General features: G+C 59.2%; 15 protein-coding genes. 2 read left to right on the top strand and 13 right to left on the bottom strand.

Annotation, left to right across the window (positions count from 1 at the left end):
• Nucleotides 1–125 precede the first annotated feature (125 nt).
• The 6 genes from DES53_RS02130 to DES53_RS02105 all read right to left on the bottom strand — a co-directional run bounded on the left by DES53_RS02130 (nucleotide 126) and on the right by DES53_RS02105 (nucleotide 7,119).
• Nucleotides 126–551, bottom strand: coding sequence for a hypothetical protein (locus DES53_RS02130; protein ID WP_113956554.1), 426 nt, complete (start codon nucleotides 549–551; stop codon nucleotides 126–128).
• On the bottom strand, nucleotides 527–1,987 hold the full coding sequence (locus tag DES53_RS02125) for a YhjD/YihY/BrkB family envelope integrity protein (protein WP_113956553.1): 1,461 nt from the start codon (nucleotides 1,985–1,987) through the stop codon (nucleotides 527–529). Before DES53_RS02125 ends, DES53_RS02130 begins: the two co-directional genes overlap by 25 nt.
• A gap of 150 nt (nucleotides 1,988–2,137) precedes the next feature.
• Nucleotides 2,138–3,283 (bottom strand): hypothetical protein, encoded by a 1,146-nt coding sequence (locus DES53_RS02120; protein WP_113956552.1) that lies wholly within the window; start codon nucleotides 3,281–3,283, stop codon nucleotides 2,138–2,140.
• A 12-nt stretch (nucleotides 3,284–3,295) separates the two neighbouring features.
• The gene (locus DES53_RS02115) at nucleotides 3,296–4,291 is read right to left on the bottom strand and encodes a hypothetical protein (RefSeq protein ID WP_113956551.1); all 996 of its coding nucleotides are present in this window, start codon (nucleotides 4,289–4,291) and stop codon (nucleotides 3,296–3,298) included.
• 77 nt (nucleotides 4,292–4,368) lie between these two features.
• Nucleotides 4,369–5,760, bottom strand: a complete 1,392-nt coding sequence (locus DES53_RS02110; RefSeq protein ID WP_113956550.1) for a MotA/TolQ/ExbB proton channel family protein — start codon at nucleotides 5,758–5,760, stop codon at nucleotides 4,369–4,371.
• Between the two features lie 306 nt (nucleotides 5,761–6,066).
• A complete protein-coding gene (locus DES53_RS02105) occupies nucleotides 6,067–7,119 on the bottom strand; it encodes an NAD(P)H-dependent glycerol-3-phosphate dehydrogenase (protein ID WP_113956549.1) in 1,053 nt (350 codons plus the stop codon).
• 133 nt (nucleotides 7,120–7,252) lie between these two features.
• Between DES53_RS02105 and DES53_RS02100 the strand changes: the two genes are divergently transcribed.
• The gene (locus DES53_RS02100; protein WP_147263163.1) at nucleotides 7,253–7,732 is read left to right on the top strand and encodes a hypothetical protein; all 480 of its coding nucleotides are present in this window, start codon (nucleotides 7,253–7,255) and stop codon (nucleotides 7,730–7,732) included.
• A gap of 25 nt (nucleotides 7,733–7,757) precedes the next feature.
• Here the strand turns inward: DES53_RS02100 and DES53_RS02095 are convergent, their stop codons facing one another.
• The 7 genes from DES53_RS02095 to urtA all read right to left on the bottom strand — a co-directional run bounded on the left by DES53_RS02095 (nucleotide 7,758) and on the right by urtA (nucleotide 14,612).
• Nucleotides 7,758–8,153, bottom strand: a complete 396-nt coding sequence (locus DES53_RS02095; protein WP_113956547.1) for an FmdB family zinc ribbon protein — start codon at nucleotides 8,151–8,153, stop codon at nucleotides 7,758–7,760.
• Between the two features lie 105 nt (nucleotides 8,154–8,258).
• On the bottom strand, nucleotides 8,259–9,479 hold the full coding sequence (fmdA, locus tag DES53_RS02090; protein WP_113956546.1) for a formamidase: 1,221 nt from the start codon (nucleotides 9,477–9,479) through the stop codon (nucleotides 8,259–8,261).
• Nucleotides 9,480–9,567: 88 nt separating this feature from the next.
• A complete protein-coding gene (gene urtE, locus DES53_RS02085) occupies nucleotides 9,568–10,257 on the bottom strand; it encodes an urea ABC transporter ATP-binding subunit UrtE (protein WP_113956545.1) in 690 nt (229 codons plus the stop codon).
• Between the two features lie 31 nt (nucleotides 10,258–10,288).
• Complete coding sequence (gene urtD / locus DES53_RS02080; RefSeq protein WP_113957161.1) at nucleotides 10,289–11,032, bottom strand: urea ABC transporter ATP-binding protein UrtD; 744 nt, start codon at nucleotides 11,030–11,032, stop codon at nucleotides 10,289–10,291.
• Between the two features lie 12 nt (nucleotides 11,033–11,044).
• Complete coding sequence (urtC, locus tag DES53_RS02075; RefSeq protein WP_113956544.1) at nucleotides 11,045–12,241, bottom strand: urea ABC transporter permease subunit UrtC; 1,197 nt, start codon at nucleotides 12,239–12,241, stop codon at nucleotides 11,045–11,047.
• Nucleotides 12,242–12,297: 56 nt separating this feature from the next.
• Nucleotides 12,298–13,221 (bottom strand): urea ABC transporter permease subunit UrtB, encoded by a 924-nt coding sequence (urtB, locus tag DES53_RS02070; RefSeq protein WP_113956543.1) that lies wholly within the window; start codon nucleotides 13,219–13,221, stop codon nucleotides 12,298–12,300.
• Nucleotides 13,222–13,424: 203 nt separating this feature from the next.
• Nucleotides 13,425–14,612, bottom strand: coding sequence for an urea ABC transporter substrate-binding protein (urtA, locus tag DES53_RS02065; RefSeq protein ID WP_113957160.1), 1,188 nt, complete (start codon nucleotides 14,610–14,612; stop codon nucleotides 13,425–13,427).
• On the opposite strand from urtA, the gene DES53_RS32375 reads away from it, so the two are divergent.
• Nucleotides 14,611–14,955, top strand: coding sequence for a hypothetical protein (locus tag DES53_RS32375; protein ID WP_147263161.1), 345 nt, complete (start codon nucleotides 14,611–14,613; stop codon nucleotides 14,953–14,955). The two genes, urtA and DES53_RS32375, sit on opposite strands and share 2 nt — an antisense overlap.
• Nucleotides 14,956–14,973: the final 18 nt, after the last annotated feature.

Here is a 14,973-nt window from a genome sequence, read left to right as displayed (position 1 = left end):
CCGACGCAGCAGCTCCCTACCAGTTCATTTGGCAGGCGAAACAATAGACCAGAGGTATATCACGAGGCACAAGGCCTCACCCGGTGATCCTGTGATTTCAATCGCCCCCCCCCAACTTCGCCACCTCACGCATACCGTGCCGGGCGCGCATCGGGAGACAGCTTTGACTTCTGGAATTGATCCCACAGGCGCATTCCCTGTTTCATAAGAATCGGCGAGGCAGCTTTCATGACCAGTCCCGCAAGATAGGCTCCCGCACCCACCTTGGGTTTCTCGGCCTTCTTCAGCTGTTTCTTTTGCGCCGCAGTGAGCTCATGTACCAGCTCTTCATAGTGGGACTTCTTCTTGGGAATGAGCAGGAGTGGCACCAGCAGCCCCACGCCAAAGGCGGCGAGCAATACCATGCCGGTGTGGTCGCGCGTGATCCGTTCAGCGGCATGCTTGGGGTTCAGCTCATGGCGCAACCATTTCGCCTCGGCGCTGATTTCCCTGCGGCCGGCCTGAAGAATGGCCAGTGCTTGTTCCTTTAGTGCGGCGTTCCCCGAAGCCATATGCGGTCCTTTTTGAGTTCCTTGAAAGTCTCTGCAAACCATGCGCCTTTCACCACGCGACGCCAGATGAGTAGTGCCACCACGATGACGGCAAGCAGATGGGCGCCTCCGGTCAAGGCAACGGCATTCACCCACGGCCAATCAAAATGATTCGCAAGCAGACCCACCAACGCGATGGCCAGCAGAGACCACGCCACAAACAAAGTCACGCAGGCGACGGCGGCCAGGATGAGAATCGCCACCGATTGCCCCAAAGCCTCCTTCGCCTCAATGCTCAAGAGCATGCCACGCCCTTCCAAATACTTCAGCACGGGATCGAACAAGCGATGCGAGAAAACGGGATTCACCTTCTCTCGCTGACGATGCGCGCGCGCTTCCGGAGTCCATGTTTCCCCTTCCTCATCCACGCTCGTCGCACCGTGCTGCGGAGACACGGCCATGTTCTTCTCCGCTTTCAGCGCTGCCTCCGGAGCTGTCTGGGCATACGCACTGGGCTTGATCACGTGTCCCGTAGCTGCGGCATACACCTGGGTAAACTCAGCACCGAAGAGCAGAATGCAGGAGGCGTAGTAGACCCAGAGAATCAGCAAGACCACCGAGCCTGCAGAGCCGTAGGCATTCGCGGTGCTTTCACGGCCCAGGTACCATCCCAGCGCGAACTTGCCCAACTCAAAGAGCACGGCGGTGATGAGCGCACCGATCCACACATCCCGCCAGCGAATGCACGCATCCGGGAGAATCTTGAAGAGCATGGCAAATAGTGTGGAGATGACTCCGAGCGAGACAAGGGATGCCACGATGGTCCACACCCACGCTGGCAGTGCGAGGATCTGCTCGAAGCTCTGGTTCAAGCTGGTGAGGAAGGAACTGAGAAGCAACGACACCAGAAGTAGAAGACCGATGACCAGCACCATGCCGAAATTCAGAAACTTCGAGCGAATCATGAAAGCCAATCCAACGCCCTTCTTCACCTCCACCTCCCAGATGGTATTGAGCGCATCCTTGAGCTGACCGAGTACACCAGACGCCCCGAGGAGCAGCGTGGCCCCACCGACCACCGTGGCGATGATGCCACTCTTCGGCCTTGAGGCACTTTCCACCATTGCTTGAACGCCGGTAGCAGCCTGGCCGCCGATGTAGCCTTTCATCGCATCATAGAGCTTGCCCGAGGCCGCATCATCGCCAAGTACGAGCCCCGCGATGGCAATGGTGATGACCAGAAGCGGGGCGATGGAAAAGACCGAGTAGTAGGCGAGCGCCGCGGCGAGCCTCAGCGCCTTGTCTTCTGACCAGCCGCGAAAGGTATCGCGAAACAGTTTCAACCAGCCTCGCGCATGCAATGGCTCCGTGGCCGGGGCGTCAGGCGGTGAAGCTTCAAGGGGCGGAGCGAGGATCTGCGCGTGCATTCGTGGTTGCCACTTTTTGGGTGGCTTCATGCACGGATCGCGCCGCAGGCTGAATTTGAGCGTAAAGTGACAGCCCGCGATGCAGCGATAGGGGCGGACACCTAGCGGCATCCACACCGTGTGAGTGGGGGAGTTCGGACAACCAAACTCTACGCTCAACAACCCATTGACAGGGCGCTCCTAGTCCACCGTGGCCTTGGGCGGAGCGATGCGCACCGCGCCAGGAGGCGGCGGAGGCTGCGGCTTCGGCGGCGTGAAGTTCACCTCATACGCCTGCACATTCCGCTGGAAGTACGGATTCGTGTACACTTCCCAGCCGACAGGGACACCCACGGCATCTGCCACATCACGCGCTGCGAGGTAGGTCTCGACGGAGTCCTTGTAGACATAGAACCACACCACCGAGCCGGGCTCAGACTTGAGCTTGCGCATGAGACGCTGGAAGACGGAGGCCGGATTCTTGACGTCCACCGTGGATTCTCCCCCTGTAGGATTGGGAACGAGGCGCATCGGAATGCGGGCCGAAGTGGGTGTGACCACCAGTTCCACCTTCAGGTCGCGATTCTCAATCTTCCTCCGGGCGAAGAGATCAGAGAGCTTCTGCTGATCGAGGATCGTCTTCTTCTTCGGCACATCCTTGCCACGCTCCTTCACCATGACCACGAAACCGTTCGCGTCCTTCACCTCGACCTCAGAGTGGATGAGCTGCTTGTAGTTCTTGTCGATTTCGTCCGTTACGGACTTCATGAACGCCTCATCATTGAGGTAGTAGATGCGACCTCCGGTTGCCAGGAAGCGATGCATCACAGCCTCCTTGGGAATCTCCTTGGGATTCGGCAGGCGCACGATGGTGGCGGGTGGCGGCTGATAGACAGGGGTGGTGTCCAGCAGGGCCTTCAGCTTGTCCACTTCAGCCAACAGCTTGTCGACCTGTTCCTTTTTGCCATTGCGCGCCCTCTTGCGTTCCTCGAGCTGCTTCTGCAAATCATCGAGGTCCATGAGCTTCACATTCTGCTTTTCTGCACTGAGGTCCATGGTCTTGAGGTCCTCAGCGTCCTTCTTGATCTGCTGCTCCAGCTTCTTGAGTTCCTCGTCGATCTTCTTGGGATCCTCCTTGGGCGTATTGTCGGCGATCTTTTTCAGGAGCTGTTCAAGCTGGGTCACCGTGACATCGGGCAGCTCGGAAAACACCTTCTTCACCGAGTTCGCGAGGCTGACCCCGATCATGACGAGCACGATGATGAGCACGCCCACGACGTTCGTCATGGTATCCATGAGGGCCACAAACGGAAGCTCCTCGTCGTGTTGCTCTTTGCGTTTTGCCATGGGTAACTGGGGCTAGGCTTTGTTGGTAGCAGCAGCCGCTGGCGCTGAAGGAGGAGGGGTGGCAGCCGGTGCAGGAGCTCCGGGAGCAGGAGGCGGAGCCGCCGCAGGAGCTGGTGCAGCACCTGCCGCGGGAACCAGCTTCGCCTCTGGAGGCGGCTGCATGGTGCCGAGGTAGTCACGGAACATTTTGAGGTCCACCTCGCCACGGCCAGGGAGGAGCAGCTTGCCGATCTGGTCCACGCGGTAATTGTAGGTGGCCTGCGCCCAGCCGGCAGCCTTGTTGTAAGCGCCCATGCCGTCGTCACGCATGAGGAAGATGATTTTCGACTGCGGGATCTTGAGGACTTCCTTCAGCAAATGGTTGTAGGCCACATCTGCAGCGATGACCTCATCCGTGGCACTTACGACTGTCTTCTTTTGCTGGTCCCAGAAGATGGTGAGTTTCCCCGCGGTGACTTCCACAAAGTAGAGCTTGGTACCTTGGGCAAGACCAGAGCCGCTGGGCTGCACCATCACCGGTGGTAGTTTCTTCTCCAGAGGAGCCTGGCGTGCCTTGAGCTCGGCCATGAGCGTCTCGATCTCTTTCTTCAGCTCGCCATCCTGCTTGCTGAGGCCCTCGATCTCCAGGAGCAGGTTGTCCAGTTCCTTGATGAGGTTCTGGCTGAGCTCCTGGTTCATCTTCTGGATGTCCGCAGAGGTGGAGAGCAGCTTGCGGAGCTTTGCCAGGCGCTGCTGTTTATCCTCAGCTTCCTTGCGCTTCTCCTCCAGCTTGGCGAGCTGCTCCTTCTGCTTCACGTCATCCTTCGAGACTTCCTTCTCCTTCTTCAACGCCTCCACATACTGCTTGGAGCGCTCGATCTCCTCCGGAGTACGGCCGTTGGTCTGCTGGGACTGGGCCACGCAAAGCACGACGATGATCAGCACCAGAATCCCGATCAAAGAACACAGGATGTCCAGGAACGGGATCAGGAGAAGCTCGTCGGTTCTCTTGTGGCGGGAGCGAGACATGGGGCAAGGAGACGGGGCAAGTGTACTTCAAAGCCGGGGGGAATGGCAAGCCTCCCCCGGCGCGTCGGTCCGGGGGGTTATTCGCCGCGGCTGAACCACCCCTTTTTCTTGGTCTGCTGAATGATGATCTGCTTCTCGCCGAGCTCCTTGAGCACGGTGTTGAGCCCACGGATGCCGGTCTCGAGTGCGGCGATGTACTGGGAGGTCATCTTCATGGAGTCGCGCAGGGCACCCTCCACTTCACCACGCATGGTGGTCATATTGTGGATGAATTCTTTCTGCACCGTGGCCTGGAAGGCGTCCGAGCGGCGGTCCAGATTGGTCGCGTATTCGTTCATACGCTTGGAGAGTTCATTGAGGTCGGTAAGGAACTCTCGCTGGGTCGAGGACAAGCCCTTGATGACGGAATCCGCGATGGCGCCGATGTCGCCTCCGCCTGCGCCAGCACCGTCGTGGAGGCGTGGCAGCAGCACTTCGTTGCAGAAGGCATCGATTTCGTTAAGCGTCTCGTCTTCCGACTTCGCGAGCGAGTTCATCGGGAAATTCAGCGTCACCGCGAAGATAAGACCCAGCAGCGTAGCGTCGAACGCGGTACCCAGACCGCTCGTCACCGCACCGAGGGAGGAGATGATCGCATCCACGTTCCCCATGTCCCGGAAGCTCATGCCCGAGATGGCGTGAGAAAGACCGATAACCGTTCCAATGAAGCCCATGAGCGGAATCGCCCAAAGGAATGCGCGGGTCATGATGTAACTGCCTCCGATACGAGCCGCGTCGATGTTCGACTGGCTGGACATCATGTTGCTCACCTCAGAGGTGGATGTCTTGATTTCGAAGAGTTCCAGCGCCTTGCGAATACGATTCACCATGAGGCTGTCCCGCAGGCGGTGGGGGAGGTTGTACACGTGGTCGATGAAGGTGCCCACGTTCTGCGAATTGATCTGCTGGCCCAGCTCCTGGGGCAGCACGTCGAGGAGGAGCGCCTCGCGCTGGTGACGCAACTTCTGGAACTTGAGGTACAAGATGGCCATCGCCCAGAAGAAGAAGAGCGTATTGATGAAGCTGACCTCAAGGTGCTTGTAGAACACGTTCGCCACGAACTCCATGGTGGTGAACTGGGACATGTCCTTGCCATCGGGAGCCTGGAAGGGGAACACGATGCCGAACCATGTCAGCGTAAGCACCAAGCCGATGCCGAAGGTGACAAAGCCATTGGGGTTCGTGGGGTCCGCTTCCTTCCAGCCAGTACGTTGCGGCTTCTCCTGTTGGAAGTTCATTGGCTCGGAGGCACCGCTGGGAGGGAGACCACCCGCCGCATCAGGAAGAGGAAGGCCGCCGCCGCTGGGAGGCGCACCTATCGTGCCGGTGGCTGAGCTCGGCGCAGCAGTCTCGGGGATCTGGAGTTTCGTATTGCAGCCGGGACAGCGGACAACCTTGCCCGCCATTTCTGGCTCAGCTTTCAGACTCATTCCGCACGAGGGGCACTTGAACTTCACAGGCGTTCTCCTTGGTTTAAGATTATCACTAGGTGGGTGGGGGTACTCTCCGAGCGTGGAGGGCGGTTAGGGTAGCACCCCCGCTTCACGCCACTCAACCGGATTTCTTTGATTTTTTAAGAAAAACATTCATTCGGGTCATCTTTCTGGGATACCCGGTCATTTTTTGAGCGCGTTTCAGCAATGCCAAGAGCGCAAATTGAGCCCCTGAAAGGGGAGGTGGAATCGCAGAGTGCCCTCCAGCCCGCAATGGGGGATCGTTTTGTCCACAATCCGCGCCTAGTCATTCTCGGGTCTAGGGTCACGGCCCAGCAACTCCTGAAGCGCTCGCTTCGGTGGCTTGTTTTCATAGAGCACGCCATAGACCGCATCCATGAGCGGGGTGCGCACCCCGGCAGCGCGGGCCGAGTGCCACAGGCTTTCAGTATTCGGCACCCCCTCGGCTACCATGCGAGTGCTGGCGATGATTTCCGCAAGAGGCATGCCCTGGCCGAGGAGCTTGCCCACGCGGTTATTCCGGCTGTGCTCGGAGTAGCACGTGGCCACCAGGTCCCCCACCCCACTCAGGCCATAGAAGGTCTCCACCTGCCCGCCGCGAGACACACCGAGACGCACCATCTCTGCAAGGCCCCGCGTCACGAGGGCCGCGATGGCGTTGTCCCCCAAGTTCAATCCGCGGGCGATGCCTGCGGCAATGGCGTAGACATTCTTCATGGCACCGGCCCACTCGACCCCCAGGACGTCTTCGCTGGTGTAACAGCGGAACCACGGGAGCGTGAAGCAGGACTGCAGGGCGAGCGCGGACTCCGCATCATCACACGCCACCACGCCGGCGCTGGGCATCTGGCGCGAGATTTCCTCGGCGTGGTTCGGCCCGGAGAGCGCGGCATGCCGGTGCTGGGGGAAGACGTCTCCCAACACGCCGGACATGGTCTTGCCGGTGGTCATTTCAATGCCCTTCGTGCAGGAGAGAAGAAGCTCCCTCCCGTGAAACACGCCCGCATCGTGAAGCTGGGCGGACACGGAGCGCAGCCCCTTGGAGGGCATTACGAAGACCACGAGATCTGCCTTGGCTTCTTTCAATACGGCGAAATCGTGTGTGGGTCGCACACCTTCGTGGATTTCCATCTCGGACAAGTAGCGCTCATTCCGGCGCGTGCTGGCCATGGCACTCATCAGCGCTTCATCGCGGCCCCAGAAGACGACCTCGAGTCCGCGACGCGCCAGCATGTCGGCAAGCGCCGTGCCCCAGCTCCCCGCTCCAAGGACGAGGGCGGATTTCAGCGGAGGTGCGTTTTCGGAAAGGCTCGACGGTGGGGTGCTGGTGGGCATGAGGCGGTGCTTCGGAGGGCAAGTCTAGCAAAGCCATTCCAAAAACGCCACCACGGGCAACCGGTGAATTGGATCCCGCCTTGTAAAGAAAGTGACCATTGCCTCGGAACCCCTCCATTTCCAAGGTATCCCGGTGAACAAACTCAATCGCGACCCCGAGTTGTGCCGCCTCTTTGTATCCGAGGCCAGGAGGTTCCTGGCCAAGCAACCCGAGATTCAGCATTCGTGGTCCGTGGATGACGACGAGGATCACGCCATCCTCGAAATCCAAGGGAAGGGTGACGCCGGCTTTGATATCACCGTCCACATCGACTCGGACGCGATCATCCTATGGGGCGAAGGATGGCATGAACACTACTCCGTTACCGAGCCAAAGAAGGACTTTGTGGCGGGCATGCTGGGTCTGATCCGGGACATGCTCAGTCCCTCCATGCGCATCCGGGAGAGGCGCTCCAATGGAACGCCCTACAAGTGGACTCTTGAGAATTTCGAGGAAGGCACCTGGGGCGTTGAGAATACCTGTGCCCTCGTCTTCTGGAATTGGTTTGGCACCAAGACAGAGGCATTCTACAGCAACGAAGTGCTGCCTGCTCGCACGCAAGCAGGCGTCTAGCTCGCACCGATAGGAGGCGTCTTCCTCAATGCCCCAGCATCCACGGCCGCGCGCTCTGCTTCTGCGCCTGGAGTTTGCCGAGCTTGGTTTCGACGAACCGCTTTTGCCGCACGCCTTTGGATCCGGCAGGGCCGTGATTGCACCCACTGCTGCAGGTGTGTCCGCGTCTGCGCTTCGGGGACACTTCCGCTTCCATCGCGGCAGGACCACCGGTGCTGAGACGAGGCTCGTGACGGCTGCGCTCATTGGTGGCATGCGCGAATCGGACGTTGCGATTCATCAAAGCCAGGTTCGGGGCGACAATGAAGCGCTCGGCGATACCTTGGCATGCCGGACACGTGGCAGCGTGATTGCGTTCTTCGATGCTGCGGAAAAGTTCAAAGCCACCGCAATCCTGACAGGTGTAGTTGTAAACGGGCATGAGGAAGATGGATTGAGTGTGAGATGAAGAAAATCTCTCGCTCGTTGAGGGAGCTCCGAGGATGGGACTCTGGAGCTCCCGGGAGTATGGGAGTGGGGGGGTGTTCTATGAGACGACTGCGAGGTCCGTTCCGGGCTCCACCTTGATGGTGGGTCCATCAGCATTGGGCCGGATGTCGAAGTCGAAGATTTCCGTGGGCAGCCACAGTGTGGCGCAGGCATTCGGGATATCCACGATGCCGCTGATGCGACCTTCCACCGGAGCGGTGCCGAGGATGGCATACGCCTGCTCACCCGTGTAGCCAAACTTCTTCATGTACTCGATGGCATTGAGACAGGCCATGCGGTACGAGACGTGCGGATCCAGGTAGTGCTGCTTGCCAGACTCATCCACGGAGATGCCTTCGAAGATGAGATGACGCTTGTACTCGGGAGACAGGGGGCTCGGTTCGAAGATGGGATTCACCACGCCGTACTTCGCCACGCCGCCCTTGATAAGGCTGACGCGCAGGTCAAGGTAGCCGGCCATTTCGATGGCACCGCAGAAGGTGATTTCGCCATCGCCCTGGCTGAAGTGGATGTCCCCCATCGAGAGGCCGCCGTCCTTCACGTACACCGGGAAGTACACCTTGGAACCCTTGGTCAGGTTCTTGATGTCGCAATTCCCACCATGCTCACGGGGCGGCACCGTACGCGCACCTTCCGCGGCCGCCTTGTCCTTGGCATCGCCGGTCATCTTGCCCATGTGCGCCGTGGGGGCGTAGGGCAGAGCCGCGAGAGCGGGCACGCGATCCGGGTTGGTATCGTAGAGTTCCTTTTCGCGCGTGTTCCACGTCTCAAGCATCTCCTTGGAAGGAAGGCAGCCGATGAGGCCGGGGTGCATCACGCCGGCGAACTCCACCTTCGGAATGTGGCGGGAGGAGGTGTAGATGCCGTGGAAGTCCCAGCAAGCCTTGCGCGCATCCGGATAATGTTCCGTGAGGAAGCCGCCGCCGTTCGTCTTGGCAAAGATGCCGGTGAAACCCCAGGCGGATTCCTCGAGCACACCCACATCAAGAATGTCCACCACGAGAAGGTCCCCCGGCTCCGCGCCTTCCACACCGATGGGGCCGCTGAGATAGTGCACCTTGGAAAGGTCTACGACCTCCACGTCCTTCGCGTTATCATCGTTCAAAATCTGGCTGCCCGTCCAGTCGATGCACTCGACACGGAACTCGTCGCCAGGTTTGACCATGGCCACCATGGGGATGTCCGGGTGCCAGCGGTTGTGGAGATATTCTTGGGATTCAGGCGAAGCGTTGAGGTCTACTTTGATCAGTGTTTTCATAGCGTGTGCTGATGTTGTGGTTTTTGGCTTGGCAAATTGGGATGGCGGCGCCCAGACGGGACCTGGGATGAGGCATCACTGCACCTCATCACACCGCGAGCATGGCCTTGATCTTGGCGGCATCGACCGCGTCGCGTTTGTCCTCGCGAATGAGCTTGCCCTTGTCGATCACCGCGATGCGGTCGCAGGTGTCGAGCACGAAGGAGAGGACCTGCTCACTCACGATAATGGTGAGCTTCTTCATGTCACGAATCTCGCGGAGGCTCTTGGAGATGTCCTTAATGATGGAGGGCTGGATGCCTTCGGTCGGTTCATCGAGAAGGAGCACGCTGGGGTTCGTCATCAGCGCGCGACCGATGGCCAGCTGCTGCTGCTGGCCACCGGAGAGGTTGCCACCCTTGCGGTTCTTCATGTCCCGCAGCACGGGGAAGAGAGCATAGATTTCATTCACCGCCTCCTCGCTCACGCCGCCTTTCACCCCGGAGATGAGGTTCTCATACACCGAGAGATACGGGAAGATCATGCGCCCCTGCGGCACGAAGGCCACCCCCTCGGACACGCGCTTGTAGGAGGGCTTGTGCGTGATTTCCTTGCCCTTGATGGTGACGGTGCCATCCACCGTGGGAATCATGCCAATGAGGCTGCGGAAGAGGGTCGTCTTCCCCATGCCGTTGCGGCCCACGATTCCCAGAATCTCGCTCTCAGCGGCGCTGAAGCTCAGGTCCGGGATGACCACACTCTGCCCGTAGGCAACCTTGAGATTTTTGACATCAAACATGATGGGATGGTTTCTAGGATAAGATGATGTATCAGTGGCCGATGTAGACCTCGATGACCTTGGGGTCGCTCTGCACGGTCTCCATGGAGCCCTCGGAGAGGACCTTGCCCATGTGCATGACCGTGACGCGATCGGCGATTTCCTTCACGAACTCCATGTCGTGCTCGATGACGATGACCGAGCGGTTCTGGCAGATTTTGCGGATGAGTTTGGAGGTGGCTTCGCGCTCCTTCACGCTCATGCCGGCCACGGGTTCATCCAGCATGATGATCTCCGGATTCTGCATGAGCAGCATGCCAATCTCCAGCCACTGCTTCTGTCCGTGGCTGAGGATGCCGCCCTCGGTCTCCAGCTTGTCCTCCAGGCCAATCTCCTTCGCGACATCCAGGCACATCTGCATGATATCCGGTTTGCGCCGGTAGAAGAAGCAGCTGAAAACGCCGCGACCCTTGGGATGCGAGAGCTCCAGATTCTCCAGCACCGTGAGGTTCTCGTAGATAGAGGGCGTCTGGAATTTCCTTCCGATTCCCTGGCGCACGATGCGGTACTCACGATTGCCGCGGATGTTCTTGTCCTTGAACTTCACACTGCCGGTGGTGGCTCGTGTCTTTCCGCAGATGAGGTCCAAGACCGTGGTCTTACCAGCTCCATTGGGGCCGATGATGACGTGGACGGAGTTTCGGGTCAGGTAGAAGTTGAATCCATCCACCGCCTTGAATCCATCGAAGGACACGCCGAGGTCTTCCACCTCCAGCACAAAGTTTTCGTTCGGCATCATAGAGGTAAATCAGTCTGCGCGGTTGTGGATTTCAGTGGAGCCAGCAGGCGTGGCGGCGGCAGTGGCTGGGGTGGCCGCGGCTTTCTTCATGCCGCGAATGAGTCCCGCGGTCTTGCCCCCGAGAATGGCGAGCTTTTCCTTGAACCCCTTGGATTTGTCGAGGATGCCGGCGAGACCATCCGGAAAGAACATCACCACGGCTATGAAGGTGCCTCCCATGAGGTAGAGCCAGGCATCGGGATAGGCTTCAGAGAAGGCCGTCTTGCCGAAGTTCACGATGAGACAGCCGAGCACGGCGCCAATCACCGAGAGCCTGCCTCCCACCGCGGTGAAGATGACCATCTCAATCGAAGGCACAATGCCGATGATGGAAGGGGACATGAAGCCCACCTGGAGCACGAAGAGCGCGCCACCCAGACCGGAGAGCATCGCAGCGATGGTGAACACAAACGTGCGGAAGATGGCCACATTGTACCCGGAGAAGCGCACACGCTCCTCACGGTCACGAATGGCCATGAGTACGCGACCGGTGCGGGTGTTGATTACATACTTCGCAAAGAGCGCGGCGAGGATGAGCAGAGCCACACACACGAAGTAGAGCGTGTACTGCGCGCCCGTGGTCCGGATGTCCCAGCCCATCAGCGTCCTCAGGTCGGTGATGCCGTTTCTGCCACCGGTGTAACCCTGGTTGCCATCAATGCCGAGGGACATGATGAGCGCCATGGCCTGCGTGATGATGGCGAAGTACACGCCCCCCACCCTTCTGCGGAACATGGCCCAGCCGATGATGAAGGCGATGATGCCCGGCAGCAGGAACACAGCGAAGGTGGTGAAGGTAAAGCTCTTGAACGGCTCCCAGAACCACGGCAGCGCCGTGAGCTGGTTCCAGTCCATGAAGTCCGGAATGCCCGGCGTGCTCTGAATGGCGGTGCTCTGTGGGTCAGAGGCCTCCAGCTTCAGGAACATCGCCATGGCATAGCCGCCGAGGCCGAAGAATACGCCCTGTCCCAAACTCAGAATGCCGCAGCGTCCCCAGAGCAGTACCAGACCGATGGCGACGAAGCCAAAGGTCAGGTACTTGCCCACCAGGTTCAGGCGGAAGATGGGCAGCACCAGAGGAAGGACCACGAGGATGAGGGCCGCAAAGAGCGCGAAGGCGATGGCCTCCCCCCGGTTTTTGAACAACGTTCGGAATGCAGTAGTCATGACAACATCAAGGTGGTGTGAGGTATATCAGAAGTGGATGGTGGAATGACCCGGCATCAGTGTGCGCGCACCTTGCTGGGGAAGAGACCCTGCGGGCGGAACATGAGCGCGACCACAATCACGAGCAGCGTGGCGACCTTGCCTTTTGTACCCTCGAGGAAGAACTCGAGAATCGACTGCGCCTGGGCGATGCCGAAAGCAGAGGCGAGCGAACCCATGAGGCTGGCGGCACCACCGAAGACCACCACGAGGAAGGCATCCACGATGTAGCGGCTGCCACTGTCCGGACCGGTGGAGCCGATGGTAGTGAAGGCCGCACCGGCGATGCCGGCAATGCCGCACCCGAGTGCAAAGGCCAGCCGGTCCACGCGCTCGGTATTGATGCCGACGGCGGCGCTCATCTTGCGATTCTGCACCGTGGCGCGAAGGCGAAGACCGAAGGAGGACTTGAACATGAAGAGCAGCAGCCCCATGGAGACGGCAATGGCGAGACCGAGCACGAACATGCCGTTGATTGGAATATCGAGACCTTCCTTGGGTGAGTAAGAACCCATGAGCCACTCAGGCAGCGTGGGAGTCACTTCACGTGCTCCAAAGATGGAGCGGAAACCTTGCTGCATGATCAAACTCAGGCCCCAGGTGGCCAGCAAGGTATCCAACGGTCGATGATAGAGATGTCGTATCAATCCCCACTCGACCAGTGCACCGACCACGGCGCAGATGAAGAAGGCAATGAAGATGGCGACAACGAAATAGTAGGGACCAAAAGACGGAGCGTACTCGTGCGTGAGTGTGGAGCAGAGGTACACGGTGTAGGCGCCGAGCGCCATGAACTCGCCGTGAGCCATATTGATGACGCCCATCTGGCCGAAGATCACAGCCAGGCCGAGGCCCATGAGAAGCAGCACGCTGAACAGGCTGATGCCTGCGAAGCCCTGCATGAGGAAAATGTTTTGTAGGTCTTCCCAACTGTATTCCATGTCTGGTGGGGGTGTGAGTGGGACCGAAGCGGTCGAAGGGTGTGTGATGTGCGCGGCGCTGAAGCTGCAGAGCTATCTTTCTACTTATCTGGAGAATGGAGGACCCAGCGCTGGTGTCTGGGTCCTCCCGCCCCTCCCGCGAGCACGGCACTTCGCCGGTTGTGCCACGTCGCGGGAGTGGTAGGGGGAATTTTCAGATGGGTTTATTGATAACCCTTGGGGAACGGATCGGGCTCGATGAGCTCGGATTCGTAGAGAACTTTGGCTTGGCCATCGTCCTGCCACTGGCCGATGCGGAGCTTGCTCCACAGGTGGTGGTTCGGGTGGACCTTCACGTAACCTTCCGGTGCCGTGGTGAGCTCAAGTCCGGGGGATGCCGCGGCAATCTTGTCGATGTCGAAGCTGTTCGCCTTTTCCACCGCAGCCTTCCACAACCAGGGACCAAGGTAGCCCGCCTGCGTCACGTCACCGATCACGCTGTTTGCGCCGTACTTGTCCTTGAAGGCCTTCACGAAGGCCTTGTTGTTCTCGTTGTCGAGGCTCTGGAAGTACTTCATGGCAGAATAGAAGCCCACGAGGTTTTCACCACCGATGCCGAGCACTTCGTCCTCAGTCACCGAGATGGTAAGGAGCGTCTGCTTGGCGCTGGTGATGCCCGCGGCCTTGAGCTGCTTGTAGAAGGACACGTTCGAGCCACCCACGACGATTGCGTAGATGACGTCCGGCTTCTTCAGCTTGATCTTGTTGATCAAGGAACCGAACTGCGTGTGACCGAGGGCGTAGTACTCCTCACCCACGACGGTGCCCTTGATCACATTCTCAATGTGCTTGCGGGCAATCTTGGCGGAAGTACGGGGCCATATGTAGTCGGAGCCGATGAGGTAGAAGGTCTTGGCCTTCTTCTCCTTCACGATCCAGTCGAGACCGGCAATGATCTGCTGCGTGGCCTCCTGGCCGGTGTAGATCACGTTCTTGGACTGCTCCAGGCCTTCATAGAAGGTGGGGTAGTAGAGCATGCCATTCTCCTTCTCGAAGACCGGAAGCACCGCCTTGCGTGAGGCGGAGGTCCAGCAGCCGAACACGGTGCCGACCTTGTCACTCACGAGGAGCTTCTTGGCCTTCTCCGCGAAGGTGGGCCAGTCACTGGCGCCGTCTTCCTTGATGACCTTGATCTGTCGACCGAGCACACCACCAGCGGCGTTGATCTGGTCAATCGCGAGCTGCTCCGCCTGGATGGAACCCGTCTCGGAGATGGCCATCGTTCCCGTGGCAGAGTGCAGCTGGCCCACCGTCACCGTATCATCGGTCACCGCGAGACCGGTGGTATTCACTTCAGAGGTCGGTGGCTTGGCCTGGGCTGTAAGCCCTGTGATGGCAAGCAGCGCGGCCATGGTGCGCAGCTTGCTTTTGAATATTGGAGCTCGTTTTTTCATGTGTGGTTCTGTGATGACGGTTGGCGGTGGTCATCAGCGCGCCGTTCGTTCGGTGTGCTGCGGCATCTCCGTTCTCTTTTCAGCGTGGCTGATCCGATGGTTTGGATTTGCGATGCGAGCTAAAGCACCGCCCGTGCCGCAGGTATGCCAGCCGGGACGGGTGATGATGAAAAGAATTCAACCTGTGATTTGCTCACGCTTGCCGTGGCGCATGAGACCTGAAAATAACGTCATTCCCTGTGCATCACGGGAATGGATCATGCTTGGCGATAAGATGCCCATGACTCGCGTTGCCCCATGACCAGACACGCGAGTGAGA

Origin of the sequence: Roseimicrobium gellanilyticum (assembly GCF_003315205.1) — a bacterium.
Classification (GTDB): domain Bacteria; phylum Verrucomicrobiota; class Verrucomicrobiia; order Verrucomicrobiales; family Verrucomicrobiaceae; genus Roseimicrobium; species Roseimicrobium gellanilyticum.
This window is presented reverse-complemented; position numbering and strand designations above follow the sequence as displayed.

Excerpts from the sequence above, each read along its gene's own strand:
- DES53_RS32375 (WP_147263161.1), top strand. The coding sequence starts at position 14,611 with ATGGTGCGCAGCTTGCTTTTGAATATTGGAGCTCGTTTTTTCATGTGT.
- urtB (WP_113956543.1), bottom strand. The coding sequence starts at position 13,221 with ATGGAATACAGTTGGGAAGACCTACAAAACATTTTCCTCATGCAGGGC.
- urtA (WP_113957160.1), bottom strand. The coding sequence starts at position 14,612 with ATGGCCGCGCTGCTTGCCATCACAGGGCTTACAGCCCAGGCCAAGCCA.
- DES53_RS02115 (WP_113956551.1), bottom strand. The coding sequence starts at position 4,291 with ATGTCTCGCTCCCGCCACAAGAGAACCGACGAGCTTCTCCTGATCCCG.
- DES53_RS02125 (WP_113956553.1), bottom strand. The coding sequence starts at position 1,987 with ATGAAGCCACCCAAAAAGTGGCAACCACGAATGCACGCGCAGATCCTC.
- DES53_RS02120 (WP_113956552.1), bottom strand. The coding sequence starts at position 3,283 with ATGGCAAAACGCAAAGAGCAACACGACGAGGAGCTTCCGTTTGTGGCC.
- DES53_RS02095 (WP_113956547.1), bottom strand. The coding sequence starts at position 8,153 with ATGCCCGTTTACAACTACACCTGTCAGGATTGCGGTGGCTTTGAACTT.
- DES53_RS02130 (WP_113956554.1), bottom strand. The coding sequence starts at position 551 with ATGGCTTCGGGGAACGCCGCACTAAAGGAACAAGCACTGGCCATTCTT.
- urtE (WP_113956545.1), bottom strand. The coding sequence starts at position 10,257 with ATGTTTGATGTCAAAAATCTCAAGGTTGCCTACGGGCAGAGTGTGGTC.
- fmdA (WP_113956546.1), bottom strand. The coding sequence starts at position 9,479 with ATGAAAACACTGATCAAAGTAGACCTCAACGCTTCGCCTGAATCCCAA.
- urtD (WP_113957161.1), bottom strand. The coding sequence starts at position 11,032 with ATGCCGAACGAAAACTTTGTGCTGGAGGTGGAAGACCTCGGCGTGTCC.
- urtC (WP_113956544.1), bottom strand. The coding sequence starts at position 12,241 with ATGACTACTGCATTCCGAACGTTGTTCAAAAACCGGGGGGAGGCCATC.
- DES53_RS02105 (WP_113956549.1), bottom strand. The coding sequence starts at position 7,119 with ATGCCCACCAGCACCCCACCGTCGAGCCTTTCCGAAAACGCACCTCCG.
- DES53_RS02110 (WP_113956550.1), bottom strand. The coding sequence starts at position 5,760 with ATGAGTCTGAAAGCTGAGCCAGAAATGGCGGGCAAGGTTGTCCGCTGT.